Below are 18,950 nucleotides of genomic sequence, written 5' to 3'. Positions count from 1 at the left end.
ACCAAAAGAAAAAGATACAAGCATGCAATCAACCTTAAAACGAGCAAGCTGGTTCATCATCATCTTGCTGATTACCATGAATATTTATGCCCAGCGACCGAAGGACTGGGAAAATCCCCTGGTAACGGGCATTAACAAGTTACCGGCACGATCGACCATGTATTCTTTCGATAGCCAGGAAGATGCCTTGAAAGGAGTTAGAGAAACTTCGGACAGGCTTTTGTCCTTGAACGGGGAATGGAATTTTAAATTTACCCCTACACCTGAGCAAGCGAGCAAGGACTTTCAACTACAGGAAGTAGAGGGCTGGGATAGAATTCAAGTGCCTTCAAATTGGGAATTGCAGGGCTATGGAACAGCCATCTATACCAATATCGTTTACCCATTTGTGGTGAATCCTCCGCTCATCGATCCTGCTGACAATCCGGTAGGATGCTACCAACGTAGTTTTAGCCTTCCCGAAAATTGGGATGGCATGAATGTGAAACTTCATTTTGGTGGGGTTAGCTCAGCCTTTTACGTGTGGGTGAATGGCGATTTTGTGGGCTACAGCCAGGGCAGCCGTTTGCCATCAGAATTTGACATTACCACCAAGCTTAAGAAAGGAAAGAACAATGTTTCGGTGAAAGTATTTCGCTGGTGTGACGGCTCCTACCTCGAAGATCAGGACCATTGGAGATTGAGTGGCATACACAGGGAGATACTCCTGCTGGCAGAACCTGCTATGCACATCAATGACTTTTTTGTGCAAACCAGGCTGGATGAGGAGTACAAGGATGCAAAGCTGGAGATTAGACCCAATATTTATTGGGATGGAAGCACGGAGCTGAAAGGGGCAAAACTGGAAGCCATGCTCTACGATGCGGATGAGAAGGCTGTTTTTGATCAGCCTCTTGAATTGGCAGTGGAAAAAATTGTGAAGGAAAAGTATCCTCGTCTCGACAATGTGAAATTTGCCCTGATGGAAAAGAAAGTAAGCAATCCCCTGAAATGGACTGCTGAAACACCCAATTTGTATACACTGGTATTTGCCTTGAAAGATGCTGAGGGCAAGCTCCTGGAAGCCAAAAGTACAAAAGTAGGCTTTCGTTCTGTGGAGGCTTCTGCTGATGGGGAACTGCTGGTAAATGGAAGGTCGGTACTGATGTATGGCGTAAACCGTCACGATCATCACCCGGTACGTGGGAAAGCGGTAACAAGAAAAGACATGCTGGAAGAGATTTTGCTCATGAAACAGTTCAACATTAACGCCATAAGAACCTGTCATTATCCCAATGATCCTTACTTCTACGACTTGTGCGATCAGTATGGAATCTATGTGATGGACGAAGCCAACCTGGAGACTCATGGTCAGGGTGGATTGCTGTCTAACAAGGCAGACTGGAACCATGCCTATATGGAAAGAGCCATACGAATGGTGGAGCGCGATAAGAATCATCCATCTGTCATTTTCTGGTCGCTGGGAAATGAATCGGGCAGAGGCCCCAACCATGCAGCCATGGCCAGTTGGATACGCGACTATGATATTAGCAGGCTGGTACATTATGAGCCCGCCCAGGGAAATCATCACCTGAAAGGATACATTCCACCGGGAGAACCGAATTATCCGCATCACGACGATCGATTGGCGAATCCCAGAGATCTTGACTATGTAGATGTGGTAGGGCGTTTCTATCCATCTCCACAATCGGCTTTGAAAATTGCCAGGCAAAAGGGAGATCACCGTCCTGTAATTTTTAGTGAATATGCTCATTCCATGGGGAATTCCACCGGGAACTTCAAGGAGTTCTGGGAGACCTTCAGAAGCCATAAACGTCTTGTTGGTGGTTACATTTGGGATTGGAGAGACCAGGGACTGCTAAAGAAAAATGAAAAGGGAGAAGCCTTTTTTGCCTATGGTGGTGATTTTGGTGATAAAATCAACTCCGGCAATTTCTGTATCAATGGGGTAGTAGATCCAAACTTAGTACCACATCCTGCGCTTTGGGAAGTAAAGAAAGCTTTTCAACCGGTAGCGATTGCCTGGAGCAACAGAAAGGAAAATATTATTCTGCTTAGCAATAGACATTTTTTTAAGACCCTTGATCACTGCGAATTGCATTACAGCCTGACAGAAGATGGAAAGGAAGTGAAATCAGGAAAAGTGGAAATTGAATCACTTGCGGCAGGAGAATCTGCAGTTTTGGAATTGCCTGTAAGCGAGCTGAAGAGAAAACAAGAGGGAGCCGAATATTTTGTGAGCCTTTCAGTCCGCCTTAAAGAGGCTGCAAGCTGGGCCAAGGCAGGACACGAGATCGCCTCGGAGCAATTGGCTTTGGAGTGGAATGCCAGGGCGGTGAAAAACCTGGATGGAACCAAATTGAGTCCAATCAGCTATCAATGGAAAGACTCTCTTCTTTGGGTTGAGGGGAAAGATTTTAGTCTGCGAATGAATCAGCGCACAGGAAGTTTGGATTCCTATGCCTACAAGAAGGAAGTGCTAATTCAGGAGCCTTCATTGCTACCAGAGTTTTGGCGTCCCCAGACCGATAACGACAGAAGAGGAGCTAAAACACACAAGAAGCTGGGGCTTTGGAAGAAGGCAACTCTGAATGCAAAACCTGAATCCTTTGTCCTTGAACAGATTCGTGAGAGCGAGATAAAAGTGAGTGTGACTTTTCTTTTTGCAGATGGAAATGCCAAATGGAAAGCAGATTATCACATTTTTGGAAATGGTTTTGTGAAGGCGGAAATCCACATGGATGCAGACAGTACATTGCCTAATCTGCCTCGTATCGGTCAATCTCTGGCCTTGCCAAACACATTTGAGCAGATCAAATGGCTGGGACGAGGTCCATTCGAGAATTATTGCGATAGAAAATCGGCCTCCTTCATCGGCTTGTACGAACAGAAGCTGGAGAGTTTCATGGAGGAGTATGTTTATCCACAGGAAAATGCCAACCGTTCGGATGTGCGTTGGATGAGTTTTAGAAACAAGCAGAACAGCGGCATTCAGATTTTGGGAGAGCAAGGCCTGAACATGAGTGCCCGCAAACACAATTGGCAACAAATTGAAGCTGCGATGCATCCTTATGAATTGCCTGAAACCAATTTTATCAGGCTACAGATTGATGGTGAACACATGGGTGTGGGCGGAAATGATTCCTGGAGCAAGAATGCCAGTCCGATAAAAAAATATCGCATCAAGGCAGGAAAGTATTCTTATTCATACTGGCTGAAACCCATGAATGCCAAATCTAAGGAAAACCGAAAAAGGATCTTTTATTAAATATTATAAAGTACTTGGAGTACTTGGAGTACTTGGAGTACTTGGAGTGGAAATGTTGGATGTAAAGAACTCAAAATACTAATGATTCACAGTGTTCCATGTGGCAACTGTAAACAAATTATAATCATATGAAACTAACACAAATATTCGCTTGTGGACTGGGAGCAAGTACTTTGCTGTTTTCCCCCAATGCACAAGCACAAACGAAAGCCGATCGTCCCAATATCATATATGTTTTGGCAGATGATTTAGGCTATACCGACCTGGGATGTTTTGGTCAAAAAAAGATTGAAACCCCACATATCGACCGCATGGCGAAAGATGGAATCCTTTTTAGCAATCACTATGCAGGAACCACTGTTTGTGCCCCTTCAAGATGTGCCTTGATGACGGGACTGCATACGGGACATACCGATATTCGGGGGAACAAAGCGAATCAGCCGGAAGGTCAGTATCCCATTTCTGTAACTACAAAAACCGTAGCGGAATGCATGCAGGATGCAGGATACAAAACGGCACTGGTGGGAAAGTGGGGACTGGGTTATCCAGGCTCTGCAGGCGATCCATTGAAAAAAGGTTTCGATCATTTCTATGGCTACAATTGCCAGAGACATGCACACACGAATTACCCTGATTACTTGTGGCATAATGACAAGCGCATTGATGTTCCGGAGAATAAAAATGGACAAAGAAAAGTACACAGTCATCAACTGCTTACCAATAATGCACTGGAATTTATCAGGCAGAACAAGGAAGAAGCATTTTTTCTTTACCTGTCCTATGTGGTTCCCCATGCCGAACTGGCAGCTCCAAAGGAATATATGGATCAGTACAAAGGAAGGTACCAGGAGACGCCGCATCCTGGAGGACATTACCACAAGCAAGATTCGCCCAAAGCTGCATATGCTGCAATGGTTTCGATGATGGATGCGGACCTGGGACGAATCAGATCACTTATCGAAAAAATGGGACTGGCAGAAAATACCATCATCATTTTTACCTCGGACAATGGGCCACATCTCGAATCGGGAAACGATCCTGATTTTTTCGATAGCAATGGGATATATAGAGGCTACAAGCGTGACCTTTACGAAGGAGGCATTCGTTCCCCTTTTGTGGCCTGGTGGCCAGGGAAGATCAAAGCGGGTACAAAGAGTGATCACATCAGTGCCTTTTGGGATTTCATGCCCACAGCCTGCGAACTGGCAGGAGTGGACGCACCGGAAGGTCTGGATGGCATCTCCTATGTGCCGGCTCTCCTGGGACAGGAACAGGCTGAACACGATTACCTGTACTGGGAGTTTCATGAAAAAGCAGGCAAGCAAGCCATCCGCAAAGGGAAATGGAAAGCCCTGCGCCTGGGGGCGAAAAAGGATAAAAATGCAGCCATACAACTGTTCGATTTGTCTGTTGATCCTGGCGAGGAAAAGAATGTAGCCGATCAGTATCCCAAGCTGGTCAAAGAGATGAAAGAACTGTTTGCGAACTCACGCAGGCCGGTAGATGCTTTTCCTTTTGGCGATTAGTAAAGAATCAATTTTAAAAATATGAAAACCACCATTATAAACTCCCTTTTAATTGGGGGCAGTCTTCTGTCTGCTTCATTGCTGACGAGTGTTAGTGCAGCAGGAAGCAGTCCAAAAGATGATAAAAACTTGAAAAAACCCAATATCCTTTGGATTGTAGCTGATGATTTGGGCACCGATTTAGGATGCTATGGCAATCAGTCGGTTAAGACCGAAAATCTGGATCGCCTGGCCGGAGAAGGAATCTTGTTCTCCAATTGTTATACGGTAACGGCAGTTTGTTCTCCCAGCAGGTCTGGTCTGATCACGGGAATGTACCCGGTAAGTATCAATTGCCATCAGCACAGAACCCGCAAGGAAGCCATGAAAAAGCTACCCAAAGGCATCAAAACCATTACCGAATATTTCGAAGAAGCTGGCTATTATACTTTTAATGGCAGTTGCGAAAAGCCCGGGAAACCTGGCAAAGAGGATTACAATTTCATTACTGATTATGAGATATATGATGGAGTGGATTGGCGTGAACGCAAAGAGGGACAGCCTTTTTTTGGACAAATACAAATTCATAAGCCACACCGCCCTTTCCGAAGAGATACCGCACGTCCTGTTGATCCTTCCGGGCTAAAAGTGCCACCCTACTGGCCCGATCATACTTTAATCAGGCAGGATATGGCTTTCTACCTGGAAACCGTTCAGTTGGTAGACAGGGAAGTGGGTAAGATTTTGGCACGATTGAAAAAGGATGGTCTGGAGGAGAATACCTATGTATTTTTTGTGGGCGACCAGGGAAGTCCCATGGTGAGGCACAAGCAATTTTTGTATGATGGAGGAACCAATACCCCGCTCATTGTTCGATATCCAAAGAAAGAGCATGCGAAGGAAGTGAGGGAGGAACTCATCAGTAATATCGATTTGGCAGCAACGGCTTTGCAGCTGGCAGGAATCAACATTCCCGCCTACATGCAGGGACAAAACTTCCTGGGGGCTCATAAACCGCGTACAGAAGTATTTAGCATGCGCGACAGAAGAGACGAAAGCGTGGATAGAATTCGTGCAGTTCGCACCGGACAATTCAAATACATCCGAAATTTCTATCCGGAAAAGCCGTACGCTCAATACAATGCTTATAAACGAAATCAATACCCTTATTTGCCTTTAATGGAAGTCCTAAAGGAGTCGAATCGCCTTAGTCCCGTGCAGCTACAGTTTTTATCAGACTCGCGCCCGGAAGAGGAGCTGTATGATTTATCATCCGATCCGTATGAAATATATAACCTTGCCGAAGAGGCAAGTTATAAGGGGATTAAAAAGGAACTTAAAGAAAAACTGGAGCAATGGCTTGAGGAATGCGATCGGGCCACTTACCCCGAAGATCAAGGGGAAATTGAGTATTGGAAAAAACAGATGGCAAAAATGGACTCCATTTGGAAAGTGAAAAAGAGATTGCCCCTTGCTCCAACAAACCAGGAGTATGTAAGCTGGTGGGAAAAAAAGTTCGAGAGCCTGTTCAAAAGCCAGGAATCAAAATAAAAAGAGTGATTATCAGAATAAATAAGAGGAAGAGAAATGAAAAAAATGATGAAGTTTCTATTGCCAGTATTCGTGCCAGCTTGCCTAACGGCCTGTCAGGCGAAAAGCAAAGGGAATGCTGAAGTGAATGAAAAACCGAATGTTGTAATCATATACCTTGATGATTTGGGATATGGAGACTTAAGTTCCTATGGTGCTAGCGAAATCGCAACGCCCAATATCGATAATTTGGCCAATAATGGGGTGAGATTTACCAATGGATATGCATCTTCGGCAACCTGTACCCCTAGTAGATATGCTCTTCTTACGGGGACCTATCCTTGGCGAAATAAGGATGCTAAAATCTTACCGGGAACTGCACCATTGTTAATTGGTACCGATCAGCCAACTTTGCCAAAAATGATGAAAGCCAATGGCTATCAGACGGCAGTGATTGGTAAATGGCATTTGGGTTTGGGAACGGGAGTCGTAAACTGGAACGAAAGGGTAACACCAGGACCCAACGAGGTGGGCTTTGATGAATCATACATCATGGCTGCAACCCAGGATCGTGTGCCAACCGTTTACATCGACAATGGCCATGTGGCAGGTCTGGACCCCAATGATCCAATTGAAATTGACTATGATCACAACTTTGAAGGTAAGCCTACCGGAAAAGAAAATCCGGAGCTGTTGAGCATGAAATGGCATCATGGGCACAACAGCAGTATTGTAAATGGAATTCCGAGAATTGGATTCATGAAGGGGGGCGAGTCGGCCAAATGGAGCGACATTGATATGGCTGATCATTTCCTGGAGAAGGTGAAAGACTACGTAAAAACACATAAGGATCAGCCATTTTTCCTTTATTATGCAATGCAACAGCCACATGTTCCAAGAACGCCACATCCTCGCTTTGTTGGCAAATCGGGAATGGGACCAAGAGGAGATGTAATTCTGGAAGCTGATTGGTGTATTGGTGAGTTCATGAAAACCATGAAGGAGGAAGGGTTGCTGGACAATACCTTAATTGTATTTTCGAGTGACAACGGACCGGTATTGAATGATGGATACTATGACGATGCGGTGGAAAAATTAGGAAAACACAAGCCAACGGGAGCTTTGCGTGGAGGAAAATACAGCTTGTTCGAGGCAGGAACACGTGTGCCTTTCATTACCTATTGGAAAGGGAGAGTTCAATCACAGGAATCTGATGCTTTGGTCTGCCAGATGGACTTAATGAAGTCGATAGCCAGTTTAATTGGTGCAGAAGCGCCCAAAACGGACAGTGAAAATGTCTTGCCGGCATTAATGGGAGAAAGCAAGACAGGGAGAGAGAGCTTGATTATTGAAGCGACTAGCCGAACGGCATTAAGAAAAGGTGATTGGTTGATGATTCCACCCTACAATGGACCTGCTGTTTCGAAACAAGTGAATATCGAATTGGGGAATTCCAAAGAATTTCAATTGTACAATTTGAAAGAGGACATTGCACAGCAAAACAATTTGGCAGCATCTAATCAGGCAAAATTGAAGGAAATGTATGGTGAGTTTATTGCCGTGAGAGGGGAGAAGTATAAAAAAACACAAAAACTTAAACTGAAATAAGCAAGGATCCATATCGCAATTGCTCACCAATCCAATGGAAATACTTGTTTCAAAGCAAGCTTTGTGAGCCAAATTGCCAATTCTATAAAAAGCACCTGTAAGTCAATGGATTTGCAGGTACTTTTTTTATGTAGTTGAGTGGAGGTAAAATCGGAAAGAGGTAAGCGCTAACGGACTAGGGAATGCTACGGATAAATTGAATAAAATTGCTAGTTTAGAAAGTAGTCTAAATTGCGGATAGAGTATTGGTTCATTCTTGATTCGTGAACATGCTACGACCCCCTGTGGGTTCTTATCCCTTTGAGTTTATTGCATAAAAAAAGCACCAAAGTTTTTCAACTTCAGTGCTTATATCAGCGGAGAGAGAGGGATTCGAACCCCCGGTACGTTGCCGTACAATGGTTTTCAAGACCACCGCATTCGACCACTCTGCCATCTCTCCAAAATGTAAGGAATGATTTTCAAGATCACCGCTCCCGATAGCTATCGGGACGACCACTCTGCCATCTCTCCAGTATTTGTTTTGCTTAGTATACGAGAATGAACCCGTAATAATTCCTACAAGAATATTTTTAAAGATTGAACGTTTTCAATCCGATTTTGTGGGGAGAGCAGGATTCGAACCTACGAAGACGAAAGTCAGCGGAGTTACAGTCCGCCCCAGTTGGCCACTTTGGTATCTCCCCAAATATTTTCAGCATAAAAAAAGAATCTCATCGAGATTCTTAGTGCGGAGAGAGAGGGATTCGAACCCCCGGTACGTTGCCGTACAATGGTTTTCAAGACCACCGCATTCGACCACTCTGCCATCTCTCCAATACTTGATTTGAGCTGTTGTTGCTCTGTTATCTCTTGTGATAACGGGTGCAAATGTAGAACAAAATTTATTTGCTACCAAACATTTTTTTGCAATAAATTCGAATTATTTTCGAAGCGCTTGATGTTCAGTTGAATTATTTTTTCAATTAATGCAGATCAAGTTCATTTAGCATGTATAATGAGTGCTCGATGGTCTTAAATATTTCGCTGCAATATTCATTAACCGCCTTTGGGCTTCCCGGCATGGCGTAAATTAAAGTTTTATCCATAACACCTGCAATTCCTCGACTGACCAATGCATTTGGTTTTTCCATTCCATATTTTACCCTGATTAGTTCCATAATACCAGGGATCTCTTTGCTAATGTGTTTTTTTACCACTTCAGGAGTAATGTCTTTAGGACCTATTCCTGTTCCACCAGTGGTGAAAACAATGTCAAAGTCTTCCGATTTTGCTTTGTCAAGTAGTTTTGATAGTTCCTCTTCTTGATCGGGTATGATGTGTTTTTCGATGCTATAATGTCGGTTTCGTGATTTGTAGAAATCCTGGCAAAGTTTTTCAGCCAATGGACCACTTTTGTCAGCATATTCGCCTCTGCTGGCTCTATCGCTAAGTGTAATGATCATTGTTTTTATCACTCTTGGATAATAAGTTAATGTATCACCAGCTTTAAGAGCGCCGTTTTTAATAACTCTACAGAAGATTCCCTCCTTAGGCATAACACAATTGCCAACCTCCCTGAAAATACTGCAATTGTCGCCATGACATTTTTTACCAATCTGGGTAACCTCAAGTTCAAGATCGCCAAAGGTAAATCTATCGAGAGGTGCAGTATGATGCAATAAAATACCTTCGGTAGTGATGTTCTCGGCAAATTCGCCAAAATTGATTTTTCGTTTCGCTTCTTCCGAGAACTTATCGATACTTTCCTTAGCCAATAAACTAACCTGACGGTGCCAGTTTCCCGAATGAGCATCACCTTCAACTCCAATAGAGCTTAGCGCAATACTTTCAACAGGTTTTTTAATAGTACTTTTCTTTTCTGAAATATTAACCGATAATACACTTACTTCTTTGTTCATAGTAATTTATTTCAAGTCAGTTTTAGTTTTGTCCAATAGCTTAATGCCTTCAATTCTCATGTTTTTGTCAACCGCTTTACACATGTCGTAAATGGTGAGAAGGGCAACACTTGCAGCACTTAAAGCTTCCATTTCAACACCAGTTTGTCCTATACATTTTACCATTGTATCAGCAACAACACCATCCTCAACCACTCTACACTTTACTTCAGCCTTTGTGATTTGCAATGTGTGGCACAATGGAATTAAATCACTTGTTTTTTTCGCAGCTTGAATTCCTGCGATTTCAGCTACGGTTAAAACATCACCTTTTTTTAATGCATTTTCATTAATAAGTTGAAGTGTTTGTTCTTCCAATATAATTTTGCCTGTGGCCCTGGCTTCTCTTATTTGCGGAATTTTATCACCAACATCTACCATATTGGCTTTTCCCTCATTGTCGATATGACTGAATTTTCCCATCTTATATTGTAAATGATTAGTAACTAGTTAATATAGAAATGGTCCGTTAAGAACCTGATATTATTAATTACCAATTATTCATTATTAATTAATTTTACCCTCCAATTCCATAGAAGCTTCCTTTTTTGTTCTTGCTTCCTGATTTTGGTTTCTTATTAATGGAATTTTTAATGGCCTGTTTGGCACCCAATTCTTTTAAATCATATTCACTCTGGTTAAACAAGCAAGGTTTAACCTTCCCATTTGCCGTTAACCTGATACGATTACATTCGAGGCAATTGCCACCTTTTCCACCTTCAACTATAGAAAATTCACCAGTTGCCAAATCCATTTGTCTAATGAATCGAAGATCAAGCTTCTTTCTCTTGCAATATTTTTTTAGAGCTTCCAGGTCATCCAAATCAGCATCTGGCATTCTTACGCAATTGATTTTTACCGGATGCAAACCAGCCTCTAATGCAGCATCAATTCCTTTGAATACATCTTCGATATTACCTAGGCGGGTTACCTGTTTGTATTTCTCCGGATTCATGGTATCCAAACTGATATTTACACGCATTAAGCCAGCTTTAGCCAGATCTTTCGCGTATTTCTCCAGTAGAATACCATTGGTAGTCATAGCCAAGTCTTCAATACCAGGAATGCTTGCGATTTTATTTACCAAGTCTACAATACCTTTTCTTACCAAAGGCTCTCCACCTGTTAATCTCACCTTCGTGATACCTGAGGCAATGGCTTCTTTTACAAAAGCTACAATTTCTTCGAAACTCAGTACTTCTTCATGTGCAATAAGGTCAATGCCTTCTTCTGGCATACAATAAGTACAACGAAGATTACAGCGATCAGTAACTGAAATTCTTAGGTAATTGATATTTCGGTTATAATTGTCTAACATGTACAAATTCTCCTTCGGTAAATTCATCTACTTCTCTAGGTACAGCCATTATTCCATCCGCCAATGTGAATGCATTAATGTGAGCTGAGCCGTGATATTCGATAGGAACTACTCGATTATTGGCGTTAAAACGAACAGGAATAAATGCTAATCTGTCGGTTCTTTTTCGTTTATAATCTTCTGCAATTGGCATGCGTACCATGGGTGCATTGTAGTCGTGTCCCATCAATCTAAAAACGAGAGGCTTGCCTAATAATTCGAATTGTACAAATGAGGATACCGGATTACCAGGCATTGCAAAAACGTATTGACCGTTTTTGGCAGCAAATACTGTATGTTTTCCTGGTTTTACAGCTAAAGTGTGAAACCAGATATTAAATCCAAGTTCTTTTAATATTTGAGGTACATAGTCGTAATCTCCAACCGAAACACCACCAGAAATGATCAAAATATCATTCTCGGCCAAGCATTTTTCCATGGTTTCCTGTGTAGCTTCTTTTGAATCTTCAACTATGCCATAGTAATTGGCATCTATACCAATTTTCTTCAGTTGTGCTTGTAACTGCCAGGAATTCACATTTCGAATTTGTGATTTATTCGGCTTTTGATGTGGCTCCACCAACTCACTTCCTGTGGCAATGGTTGCAATTCTTGGCTTTTTATATACCAATGGATTGGTACAACCAACTGTTGCCAATACTGATATGTGCTGAGATTTTAATCGGGTTCCTTTTTTCAGAACCACATCATTTTCTTCAATATCTTCACCTTTAATGCAGATGTTCGATTTTGTCTTCTCTTTGGTAAAGCGAATTCTGTTGTTTTCTAATTCTTCGGTGTGTTCCACCATTACAACAGTATCAGCTCCTTCAGGTACCATAGCACCAGTCATAATTTTTGAACATTGCTTATTGCCTACAGGCTGAGAAGGAGCAACACCAGCAGCGATCACTTCCAAAACTTCTAGGTCTTCTGATAGATCCTCTTTTTTACAAGCATATCCATCCATTGCCGATTTGTTAAATGGAGGAATAGCCATATCGGATCTAACATCTTCTGCCAAAACACGATTTAAACATTCCGAAATTTCAATATGCTCTTTCTCTAATTTTCGAGTGGCATGTTTTACTGTTTTTAAGGCTTCGTGAAACGTAATCATATTGCTAGTTCTTTATTACCCATTTTTGTTCAGAGAAATCGATTTTATCAGTGTCAAAATTGAATTCTTCACCATCAAATTCAATATTTAGATCCGCCAATACTCTGTATTCTTTTGTGTTGGGTTTTAGTTTTTTATTGTTTTTGCTTTCTATCATTATAAATAATCCAGGTTCAAGAATCTTTCTCAATCCTCCTGATTCTACAATTAAAAGCTGATCATTTGGAATTACTTTATCCAAACAGCTTAGAACCTCATTAAGATAATCATCTTTTGCCTGTATATAGTACACCTCTTTTGCTCCAGCAGCAAGAAGTCGGTTACTATCTTTTTTCCCTTGTTGAAGGTGTTCTTTTGCAATCTGATAATTCGTGTTGTTGACAATAAATTCTGTATCTGGCTTAAGCTCATGAAAGTGAGGGCATATTTTAATTCCGATTACAGAATGCTTTTGTTTTAGCGAATTAATAAGCTGACAAGCAAAGAGAGTCTTACCAACATTCTGGCCATTACCAGCCAGCAGGATTATATTTTTTCTTTGAATTGTCATATACAAAAAACCTCCAACTCGGTGCAGAATTGGAGGTAATGTATGTTGAAGCAGATTCGTACCAGAGGGTATCATCAATTATCATTCATATCAATTTCGCTCCTTTCCAATTTTTGGACTTTTATCCTGCGGGAGGCAAATTCGTTTCCAAACTTACCCATCGGTTTATAAATCTTGCAGTTATTATAACCTGTTTAGAGCTTATAAACTCGGAGTTATTTTAATTATTCATCGTAAAGATATTAATATTAACGAATCTACAAATGTGTATGTGTGGCTAATGTAATAATATTGCAATGATATCGTTTGCATGAAAAATTGTAGTTATTAGTAAAATGCTTGTTATGAGTGATGTTTGTTGGAAAATTGGTGCTTGTCTATAGAGAAGGCTATCAGATTTTTTTAAGCTTATTTATAATTAGTTTGATTAAAAATGATTTTCTTTATTGTCATTCATTCAAATTAGATAGAAAAAATGGGGACGCATAAACATGATCATCACCACCATAGTCATGGAGAGTTAAGAGGACGTAATTTAGGGATAGCGATTCTGCTAAATGTAGCAATTACTTTGTCGCAGGTAATAGGAGGATTCATTTCTGGAAGTTTGGCCTTATTATCAGATGCGTTGCATAATTTTTCGGATGTGTTGGCTTTGGTGATTAGTTGGTTTGCAAGCAAGTTGGCAGGTCGCAAACAAACGGCTCGTCAGACTTTTGGTTACAAGCGTGCAGAAATTCTAGCTGCTCTTATTAATGCTGTTTCTCTGATTGTGATCGCATTCTTTTTACTTAAAGAAGCAGTAGAACGTTTGGATGAACCACAAGAGATTAAATCAGGTTTGGTGATGATTCTCGGAGGGCTATCAATTCTATTGAATGGCGCCAGTGTGTTGTTGGTGATGAAAGATGCCAAGCACAATATTAATATGCGTTCAGCTTATTTGCACTTGCTTACCGATATGGTTTCTTCCATTGCCGTGGTGTTGGGAGGCTTTGCCATGTATTTGTGGGAGGTAAGTTGGGTAGATAGTATTTTATCTATTGCCATTGCACTTTACCTTGTGTATTCCAGCTGGGGATTAATTGTAGAAAGTGTGAGAATCATTATGCAGTTTGCGCCAATTCATATTAATTTGGAAGAGGTGCAACAGAAATTAAAATCAGTAAAGGAAATTGAAAATATTCACCATGTTCATGTTTGGCAGTTGGACGACAAACAGGTCAATTTTGAGGCACATATAAGCTTTAAAGAGGATTTGCCTTTAAGTGAAGTGAACAAAGTCCTTCATAAAGTAGAGCACATTCTTCATGATGATTTTGAGATTACTCATGTTACTTTACAGCCCGAAATTAATGGATATTGCCAGGATGAAAGTTTGGTAAAGCAAGAAAAACCTCATTCGCATTAATCGAACGAGGTCATTAAATCCATTGGTTTTTCCAGTATGGTTTGAGCACCATTAGTAAGTAGTTCTTCCATATCTCTAAAACCCCAAAGTACACCAACTGCATGCATGCCTGAATTTTGAGCAGTGGCCATATCAACACCTGAATCTCCAATATACATTAGCTCCGAAGGATCAATTCTCATTTTCTCACTAATTAGAATTGCTCCTTTAGGATCTGGTTTTCGAGGGATATCGCCGCCGGCTCCTAATACATATTCCAACTTCCAATCTGCAAGTAAAACCTTAACTACTTTTTGAGTCAATTCGTTTGCTTTGTTTGAGAAAACTGAAATTTTAATGTTTCTTTCACTTAGAGCGTCTAATAAATCTTTAATACCAGGATATAGGCAAGTTTTAACAATGCAGTTTTCATCGTAAACTTGCATCATACGATCAAAGTTTTTCTCTATTTCTGTTGTATCTCTATTTTCCAGCGGTAAAGATTTTTCGACTAATGTTTTTACGCCTCTTCCAACAAAGGTTTTGTAAGTTGCATAATCGTGTGTTGGAAAATTATTTTCTTCTAAGACCTGATTCATAGAATCGGCAATGTCCTCAATAGAATTGGCAAGTGTGCCATCAAGATCAAAAATTACTCCTTTTATCATGATATCTGTATGGTTTGAAATGCAAATATTGCACTCTAATATCGTTTTACAAAACATTAACTTGGGTTTGATTAAAAATAAAAGCCGGAATGAGATATTCAGTCCGGCTTATAAGTATGAATTTCTTTTTTTATTGAACGATAGATCGTAATTCAGCATTATAATCAACCATGATATCGAACCATTCTTCAATCATGTTTTGCCAAGTACCTTTGCCATATAATTTCTCATATGCTTTCATAAAACCTATATCTTGAGACCAGGCATCATAACTATCAAAATTCCAAACCAAACCAACATCAGCACCACCAGGTGTGTGCAGTGGATTGTTGAATACCAGAAATGCAACACCTAAGCTTTCTGAAGTTTTCATGAGTTTTTCAGCAATTGCTTTAAAACGATAATACTGTCCACGTTTAATGTCAACTGCCCAAGCTTCATAATGTTTCGATTTTTTTACCAGATCCATACCAAAAGACAGTTTTTCATTGAAATTCCACAGGTTTACAGGTCCATATTTCTCTACTAATGGATCAATGTTCTTATCCCAGTCTTCGTGATGTCCATTCTCTTTTTTCGGACGGGTATCGAGCGCAGCATAAGTTGTTGGACCCATAATCCAGACATACCATCCAGCTTTTTGTCCATAGTCAACCTTTCTTAAACCTGCTACATAATCTCCTTCAGGATGAAACTTATCGTTATGAGCTTTAATGGCTTGCTCAAACTTATCTGACATTCCACGTTTCGGTAAAATATATACACTTTCTACCACTACAGTTTTCTTCTCCTCTTTCTCCTGGCCAAATGCAATAAATGTGCAGAAAAGTGCTAAGCCTAGGATTAAACTCATCTTCTTCATGATAAATATGTTTTTAGTGAATATCCCTAAATTTACAACAATTATTTGGAAAGAGTCTAATTAAGATTTATTAAACGATAGTAAATCAAATAGATAGAAGGTTTAGGTCGAGGTGTTAAAGTGAGTTTAAATTTTGAGTTCAAATTGAGCAGGGGTTTGTTACTATGGATACACCGATCATGTTACCAGAGAACAAGGGTATGATACGGTCGACTACAAGGCTGTGATACTAACTATATCAGGGGTAGGATTAAATTTTATCTTGACATGAATATTTAGTAATAAAAAATCTTTATATTTGATGCTCACAACGAAAGTAATATTCGCTAATGCATAAAATGACAAACATAGCTATGATGAACATGCCAACTATTGGTATGGGAGGCGCTATGGGCATTATTGAAATTACTACCACCACAACTACCACGACCCCTTAGGGGTTTATATATTATTACATATCACCAAAGGTGGGTATAATCATACTCAAAAAGTACATAAGAATATTTGTGCCTGATTGTTTAATATGTCGTAAATTCATTTGTGCGATATTAATAACACTAAATATCAAATAACTATAACCATTATATAATCATTGATGAGGGAATCAACATTTGTAGGGAGAGGAAATCATCAAAATAAATCAACAAAATGAAAGTTTTAAAATTTGGAGGAAGCTCAGTAGCCAATGCAGAAAACTGCAATCGGGTGAAGGAGATTGTTAAAAAGAATCAAAAAAGCTGTAAGCAAGTTATAGTTGTGTCGGCTTTTGGAGGTGTTACTGATGAATTGGAACGCTGTATTAGCCTGGCAAGTACAAGAAACAAGGAATACAAAAGTGTTCTGGAAGTTCTGAAGCATAGACATCAGGAAATGATTCAGCAACTTGGAGTAAGTGGCAATCTTAATGAAAAGATCGATGCTAAGTTTGAAGAAATATCTGAGCTTTTACAAGGTGTTTACCTGTTGGAAGATATCTCGGAGAAAGTTCGAAGTGTTGTAATGGGCTCGGGGGAGTTGCTGTCTTCGGCAATTATATCGGAATTTTTTAACAATGCCGGATTACAAACAGCATATTTCGATTCCAGAGAGTACATCAAAACTCAGAATGGGAAAGGGGTTTATTTAAATGCTAAGCAAACCAACTTAAACCTTGAATCAATAAAGGAAAAAGAATTCGAAGTGGCATTATTTCCAGGATTTGTAGCTTCTGGAGCAAAAGGAGAAATGACACTTCTTGGAAGAGGAGGTTCGGATTATACAGCTTCAATTCTGGCTGCAGGATTGGGTTGTTCTGAATTGGAAATCTGGACTGATGTAAGTGGTATGTATACTGCTGATCCTCGATTTGTTTCACAAGCTTTGCCTATTGAAAGGATGTCATTTCAGGAAGCCATCGAGTTGTCGCATTTCGGAGCTAAAGTGATTTATCCTCCCACTTTAATTCCTGTGGTACAGAACCAAATTGATGTTAGAATTAAAAATACTTTCGAACCCGATGATAAGGGAACTTTAATTAGTAAAACTCCGGGTGAAGTTCGTTCAGTAGTTCGTGGTTTATCATCGGTTAATGATATTAACTTGTTTACCCTTTCGGGGAGTGGAGTGATAGGGATTAGCGGTTTTGCCTCTAGGTTTTTTACAAGTTTGGCGCAAAGCAAAATTAATGTAGTGTTAATTACTCAGGCATCGTCGGAGCATAGTATTAGTGTTGGTATTCATAAAGATGATACTGAACTAGCCGTTGAAGCTTTACGCGAAGAATTCGAAATGGAAATCGGAATGAACCTAGTCAATGAACCATTGATTGAGGAAAAATTATCAATCGTAGCCATTGTAGGTGAAGATATGGGATTTACTCCAGGTATTTCAGGAAAAGTATTTAGTGTTCTTGGGAAGAATGGTGTTAATATTCGAGCAATGGCACAAGGAGGGAATGAAATGAATTTAACATTCATGGTTCGCACCAAGGATATTAAAAAGGTGCTGAACGTGATACATGAAGAGTTTTTCGATTCGACCTATAAAAAGGTGAACCTTTATATTGCCGGGCTTGGTAATGTAGGTGGTAAGCTGCTGGAATTCATTAAAAATCAATACGAACATCTTTTGGAAGAAAAGGGGCTACAATTAATTGTTAGAGCAGTAACCAACAGTAGAAAAATGTACTTCGCAGAGGATGAAAACTTGCTTGAAAATTGGGAAGAGAGATTAGACATTAATGGTGTTCAGGCAGATTTACAGGAGTTCGTCCGCTTAATGGATCAATCGAACCTGAGAAATCGAATTTTTATTGATATCACCGCAAGCGATAAGGTAAGCGAAGTGTATGAACAGATATTAAATTCAACAGTGGCAATTGTGGCATGTAATAAAATTGCAGCATCATCTGATTACGAAAATTATAGTAAGATAAAAGCTATAGCTAAAAAGCACAATGTTGAATTCATGTTCGAAAGTAATGTTGGTGCAGGTTTGCCGGTAATTAGTACCATTAATAGTTTGGTAAACACAGGCGATGAAATTGTTGGAATTGATGCTGTTGTTTCGGGTAGCCTAAATTTTATCATGAATGAATTCAATAAAGGACGTTCATTTGTTGAAGCTGTTAAAATGGCCATGGAACAAGGGTTTACTGAGCCTGATCCTAAGATTGACTTAAGTGGTATGGATGTGCTAAGAAAGCTATTGATCTTATCGCGTGAAGCAGGTTATCAATTGGAAGAGAATGAAGTGGAGCATCAGCCAATGATTCCAGAATCATGCCTGCAAGGAAATTCTGCCGAAGAGCTGTTAAAGGATTTGGAAGCCAATAATGATTACTTCGAATCTTGGAGAGAAGTAATGAAAGAGAAGAATGTTCGATTCAGATATATCGCATCTTTTAAAGATGGAAAAGCAAATGTGAGTTTGAAGGAGGTAAGTCCTGATCATCCGTTTTACGATATTCACGGTAAGGATAATGTGATTTCACTAAACACTAAATGGTATGACGATCAGCCTTTAATTATTAAAGGAGCTGGAGCAGGTGCTGAGGTTACGGCATCGGGTATTTTTGGTGATATAATAAGAGTTAGCAGAAATTAAGTGTGTGAAAATTGAATCGTAAATCAATAAGCTATTGTTTGGAAGACAGTAGTAAAATAAAGAATGTG

General features: G+C 40.1%; 13 protein-coding genes, 3 tRNA genes and 1 riboswitch. Of the genes, 6 read left to right on the top strand and 10 right to left on the bottom strand.

Going from position 1 to position 18,950, the window contains the following annotated elements:
* Window positions 1-22 precede the first annotated feature (22 nt).
* From DF185_RS03290 to DF185_RS03275, 4 genes are all read left to right on the top strand, one after another.
* Window positions 23-3,268, top strand: a complete 3,246-nt coding sequence (locus DF185_RS03290; protein ID WP_110359279.1) for a glycoside hydrolase family 2 TIM barrel-domain containing protein — start codon at window positions 23-25, stop codon at window positions 3,266-3,268.
* A 128-nt stretch (window positions 3,269-3,396) separates the two neighbouring features.
* Entirely contained in the window at window positions 3,397-4,794 is a 1,398-nt protein-coding gene (locus tag DF185_RS03285) for an arylsulfatase (protein WP_110359278.1), read from the top strand.
* Between the two features lie 21 nt (window positions 4,795-4,815).
* Window positions 4,816-6,324 carry a sulfatase family protein gene (locus DF185_RS03280; RefSeq protein ID WP_110359277.1) on the top strand — a complete coding sequence of 503 codons (1,509 nt, stop codon included), beginning with the start codon at window positions 4,816-4,818 and terminating at the stop codon, window positions 6,322-6,324.
* Window positions 6,325-6,360: 36 nt separating this feature from the next.
* Window positions 6,361-7,911: a sulfatase family protein gene (locus DF185_RS03275; protein WP_110359276.1), complete on the top strand. Its 1,551-nt coding sequence runs from the start codon at window positions 6,361-6,363 to the stop codon at window positions 7,909-7,911.
* A 357-nt stretch (window positions 7,912-8,268) separates the two neighbouring features.
* On the opposite strand, the gene DF185_RS03270 is transcribed toward DF185_RS03275, so the two are convergent.
* The 8 genes from DF185_RS03270 to DF185_RS03235 form a co-directional block, all read right to left on the bottom strand.
* Window positions 8,269-8,353: transfer RNA gene (locus tag DF185_RS03270), tRNA-Ser, on the bottom strand.
* Window positions 8,354-8,514: 161 nt separating this feature from the next.
* Window positions 8,515-8,597: transfer RNA gene (locus DF185_RS03265), tRNA-Tyr, on the bottom strand.
* A 45-nt stretch (window positions 8,598-8,642) separates the two neighbouring features.
* Window positions 8,643-8,727, bottom strand: a tRNA-Ser gene (locus DF185_RS03260).
* 149 nt (window positions 8,728-8,876) lie between these two features.
* Window positions 8,877-9,812, bottom strand: a complete 936-nt coding sequence (locus DF185_RS03255; protein WP_110359275.1) for an MOSC domain-containing protein — start codon at window positions 9,810-9,812, stop codon at window positions 8,877-8,879.
* A gap of 6 nt (window positions 9,813-9,818) precedes the next feature.
* A complete protein-coding gene (moaC, locus tag DF185_RS03250; protein WP_110359274.1) occupies window positions 9,819-10,274 on the bottom strand; it encodes a cyclic pyranopterin monophosphate synthase MoaC in 456 nt (151 codons plus the stop codon).
* A 94-nt stretch (window positions 10,275-10,368) separates the two neighbouring features.
* Window positions 10,369-11,169 carry a GTP 3',8-cyclase MoaA gene (locus DF185_RS03245; RefSeq protein ID WP_110359273.1) on the bottom strand — a complete coding sequence of 267 codons (801 nt, stop codon included), beginning with the start codon at window positions 11,167-11,169 and terminating at the stop codon, window positions 10,369-10,371.
* Window positions 11,153-12,328: a molybdopterin molybdotransferase MoeA gene (locus DF185_RS03240; RefSeq protein WP_110359272.1), complete on the bottom strand. Its 1,176-nt coding sequence runs from the start codon at window positions 12,326-12,328 to the stop codon at window positions 11,153-11,155. The genes DF185_RS03245 and DF185_RS03240 overlap by 17 nt, the downstream gene beginning before the upstream one ends.
* Window positions 12,329-12,332: 4 nt before the next feature.
* Complete coding sequence (locus tag DF185_RS03235) at window positions 12,333-12,953, bottom strand: P-loop NTPase family protein (protein WP_133249938.1); 621 nt, start codon at window positions 12,951-12,953, stop codon at window positions 12,333-12,335.
* A gap of 8 nt (window positions 12,954-12,961) precedes the next feature.
* A riboswitch (molybdenum cofactor riboswitch) is annotated at window positions 12,962-13,105 on the bottom strand.
* A 248-nt stretch (window positions 13,106-13,353) separates the two neighbouring features.
* On the opposite strand from DF185_RS03235, the gene DF185_RS03230 reads away from it, so the two are divergent.
* Window positions 13,354-14,289: a cation diffusion facilitator family transporter gene (locus DF185_RS03230; protein ID WP_110359270.1), complete on the top strand. Its 936-nt coding sequence runs from the start codon at window positions 13,354-13,356 to the stop codon at window positions 14,287-14,289.
* On the opposite strand, the gene DF185_RS03225 is transcribed toward DF185_RS03230, so the two are convergent.
* The gene (locus DF185_RS03225; RefSeq protein ID WP_207784559.1) at window positions 14,286-14,936 is read right to left on the bottom strand and encodes an HAD family hydrolase; all 651 of its coding nucleotides are present in this window, start codon (window positions 14,934-14,936) and stop codon (window positions 14,286-14,288) included. The two genes, DF185_RS03230 and DF185_RS03225, sit on opposite strands and share 4 nt — an antisense overlap.
* Before the next feature lie 130 nt (window positions 14,937-15,066).
* Window positions 15,067-15,798 carry a hypothetical protein gene (locus DF185_RS03220; protein ID WP_110359269.1) on the bottom strand — a complete coding sequence of 244 codons (732 nt, stop codon included), beginning with the start codon at window positions 15,796-15,798 and terminating at the stop codon, window positions 15,067-15,069.
* A gap of 648 nt (window positions 15,799-16,446) precedes the next feature.
* On the opposite strand from DF185_RS03220, the gene thrA reads away from it, so the two are divergent.
* Window positions 16,447-18,882 (top strand): bifunctional aspartate kinase/homoserine dehydrogenase I, encoded by a 2,436-nt coding sequence (gene thrA, locus DF185_RS03215; protein ID WP_110359268.1) that lies wholly within the window; start codon window positions 16,447-16,449, stop codon window positions 18,880-18,882.
* Window positions 18,883-18,950 lie beyond the last annotated feature (68 nt).

It is taken from the genome of Marinifilum breve (assembly GCF_003202155.1).
GTDB lineage: Bacteria > Bacteroidota > Bacteroidia > Bacteroidales > Marinifilaceae > Marinifilum > Marinifilum breve.
This window is presented reverse-complemented; position numbering and strand designations above follow the sequence as displayed.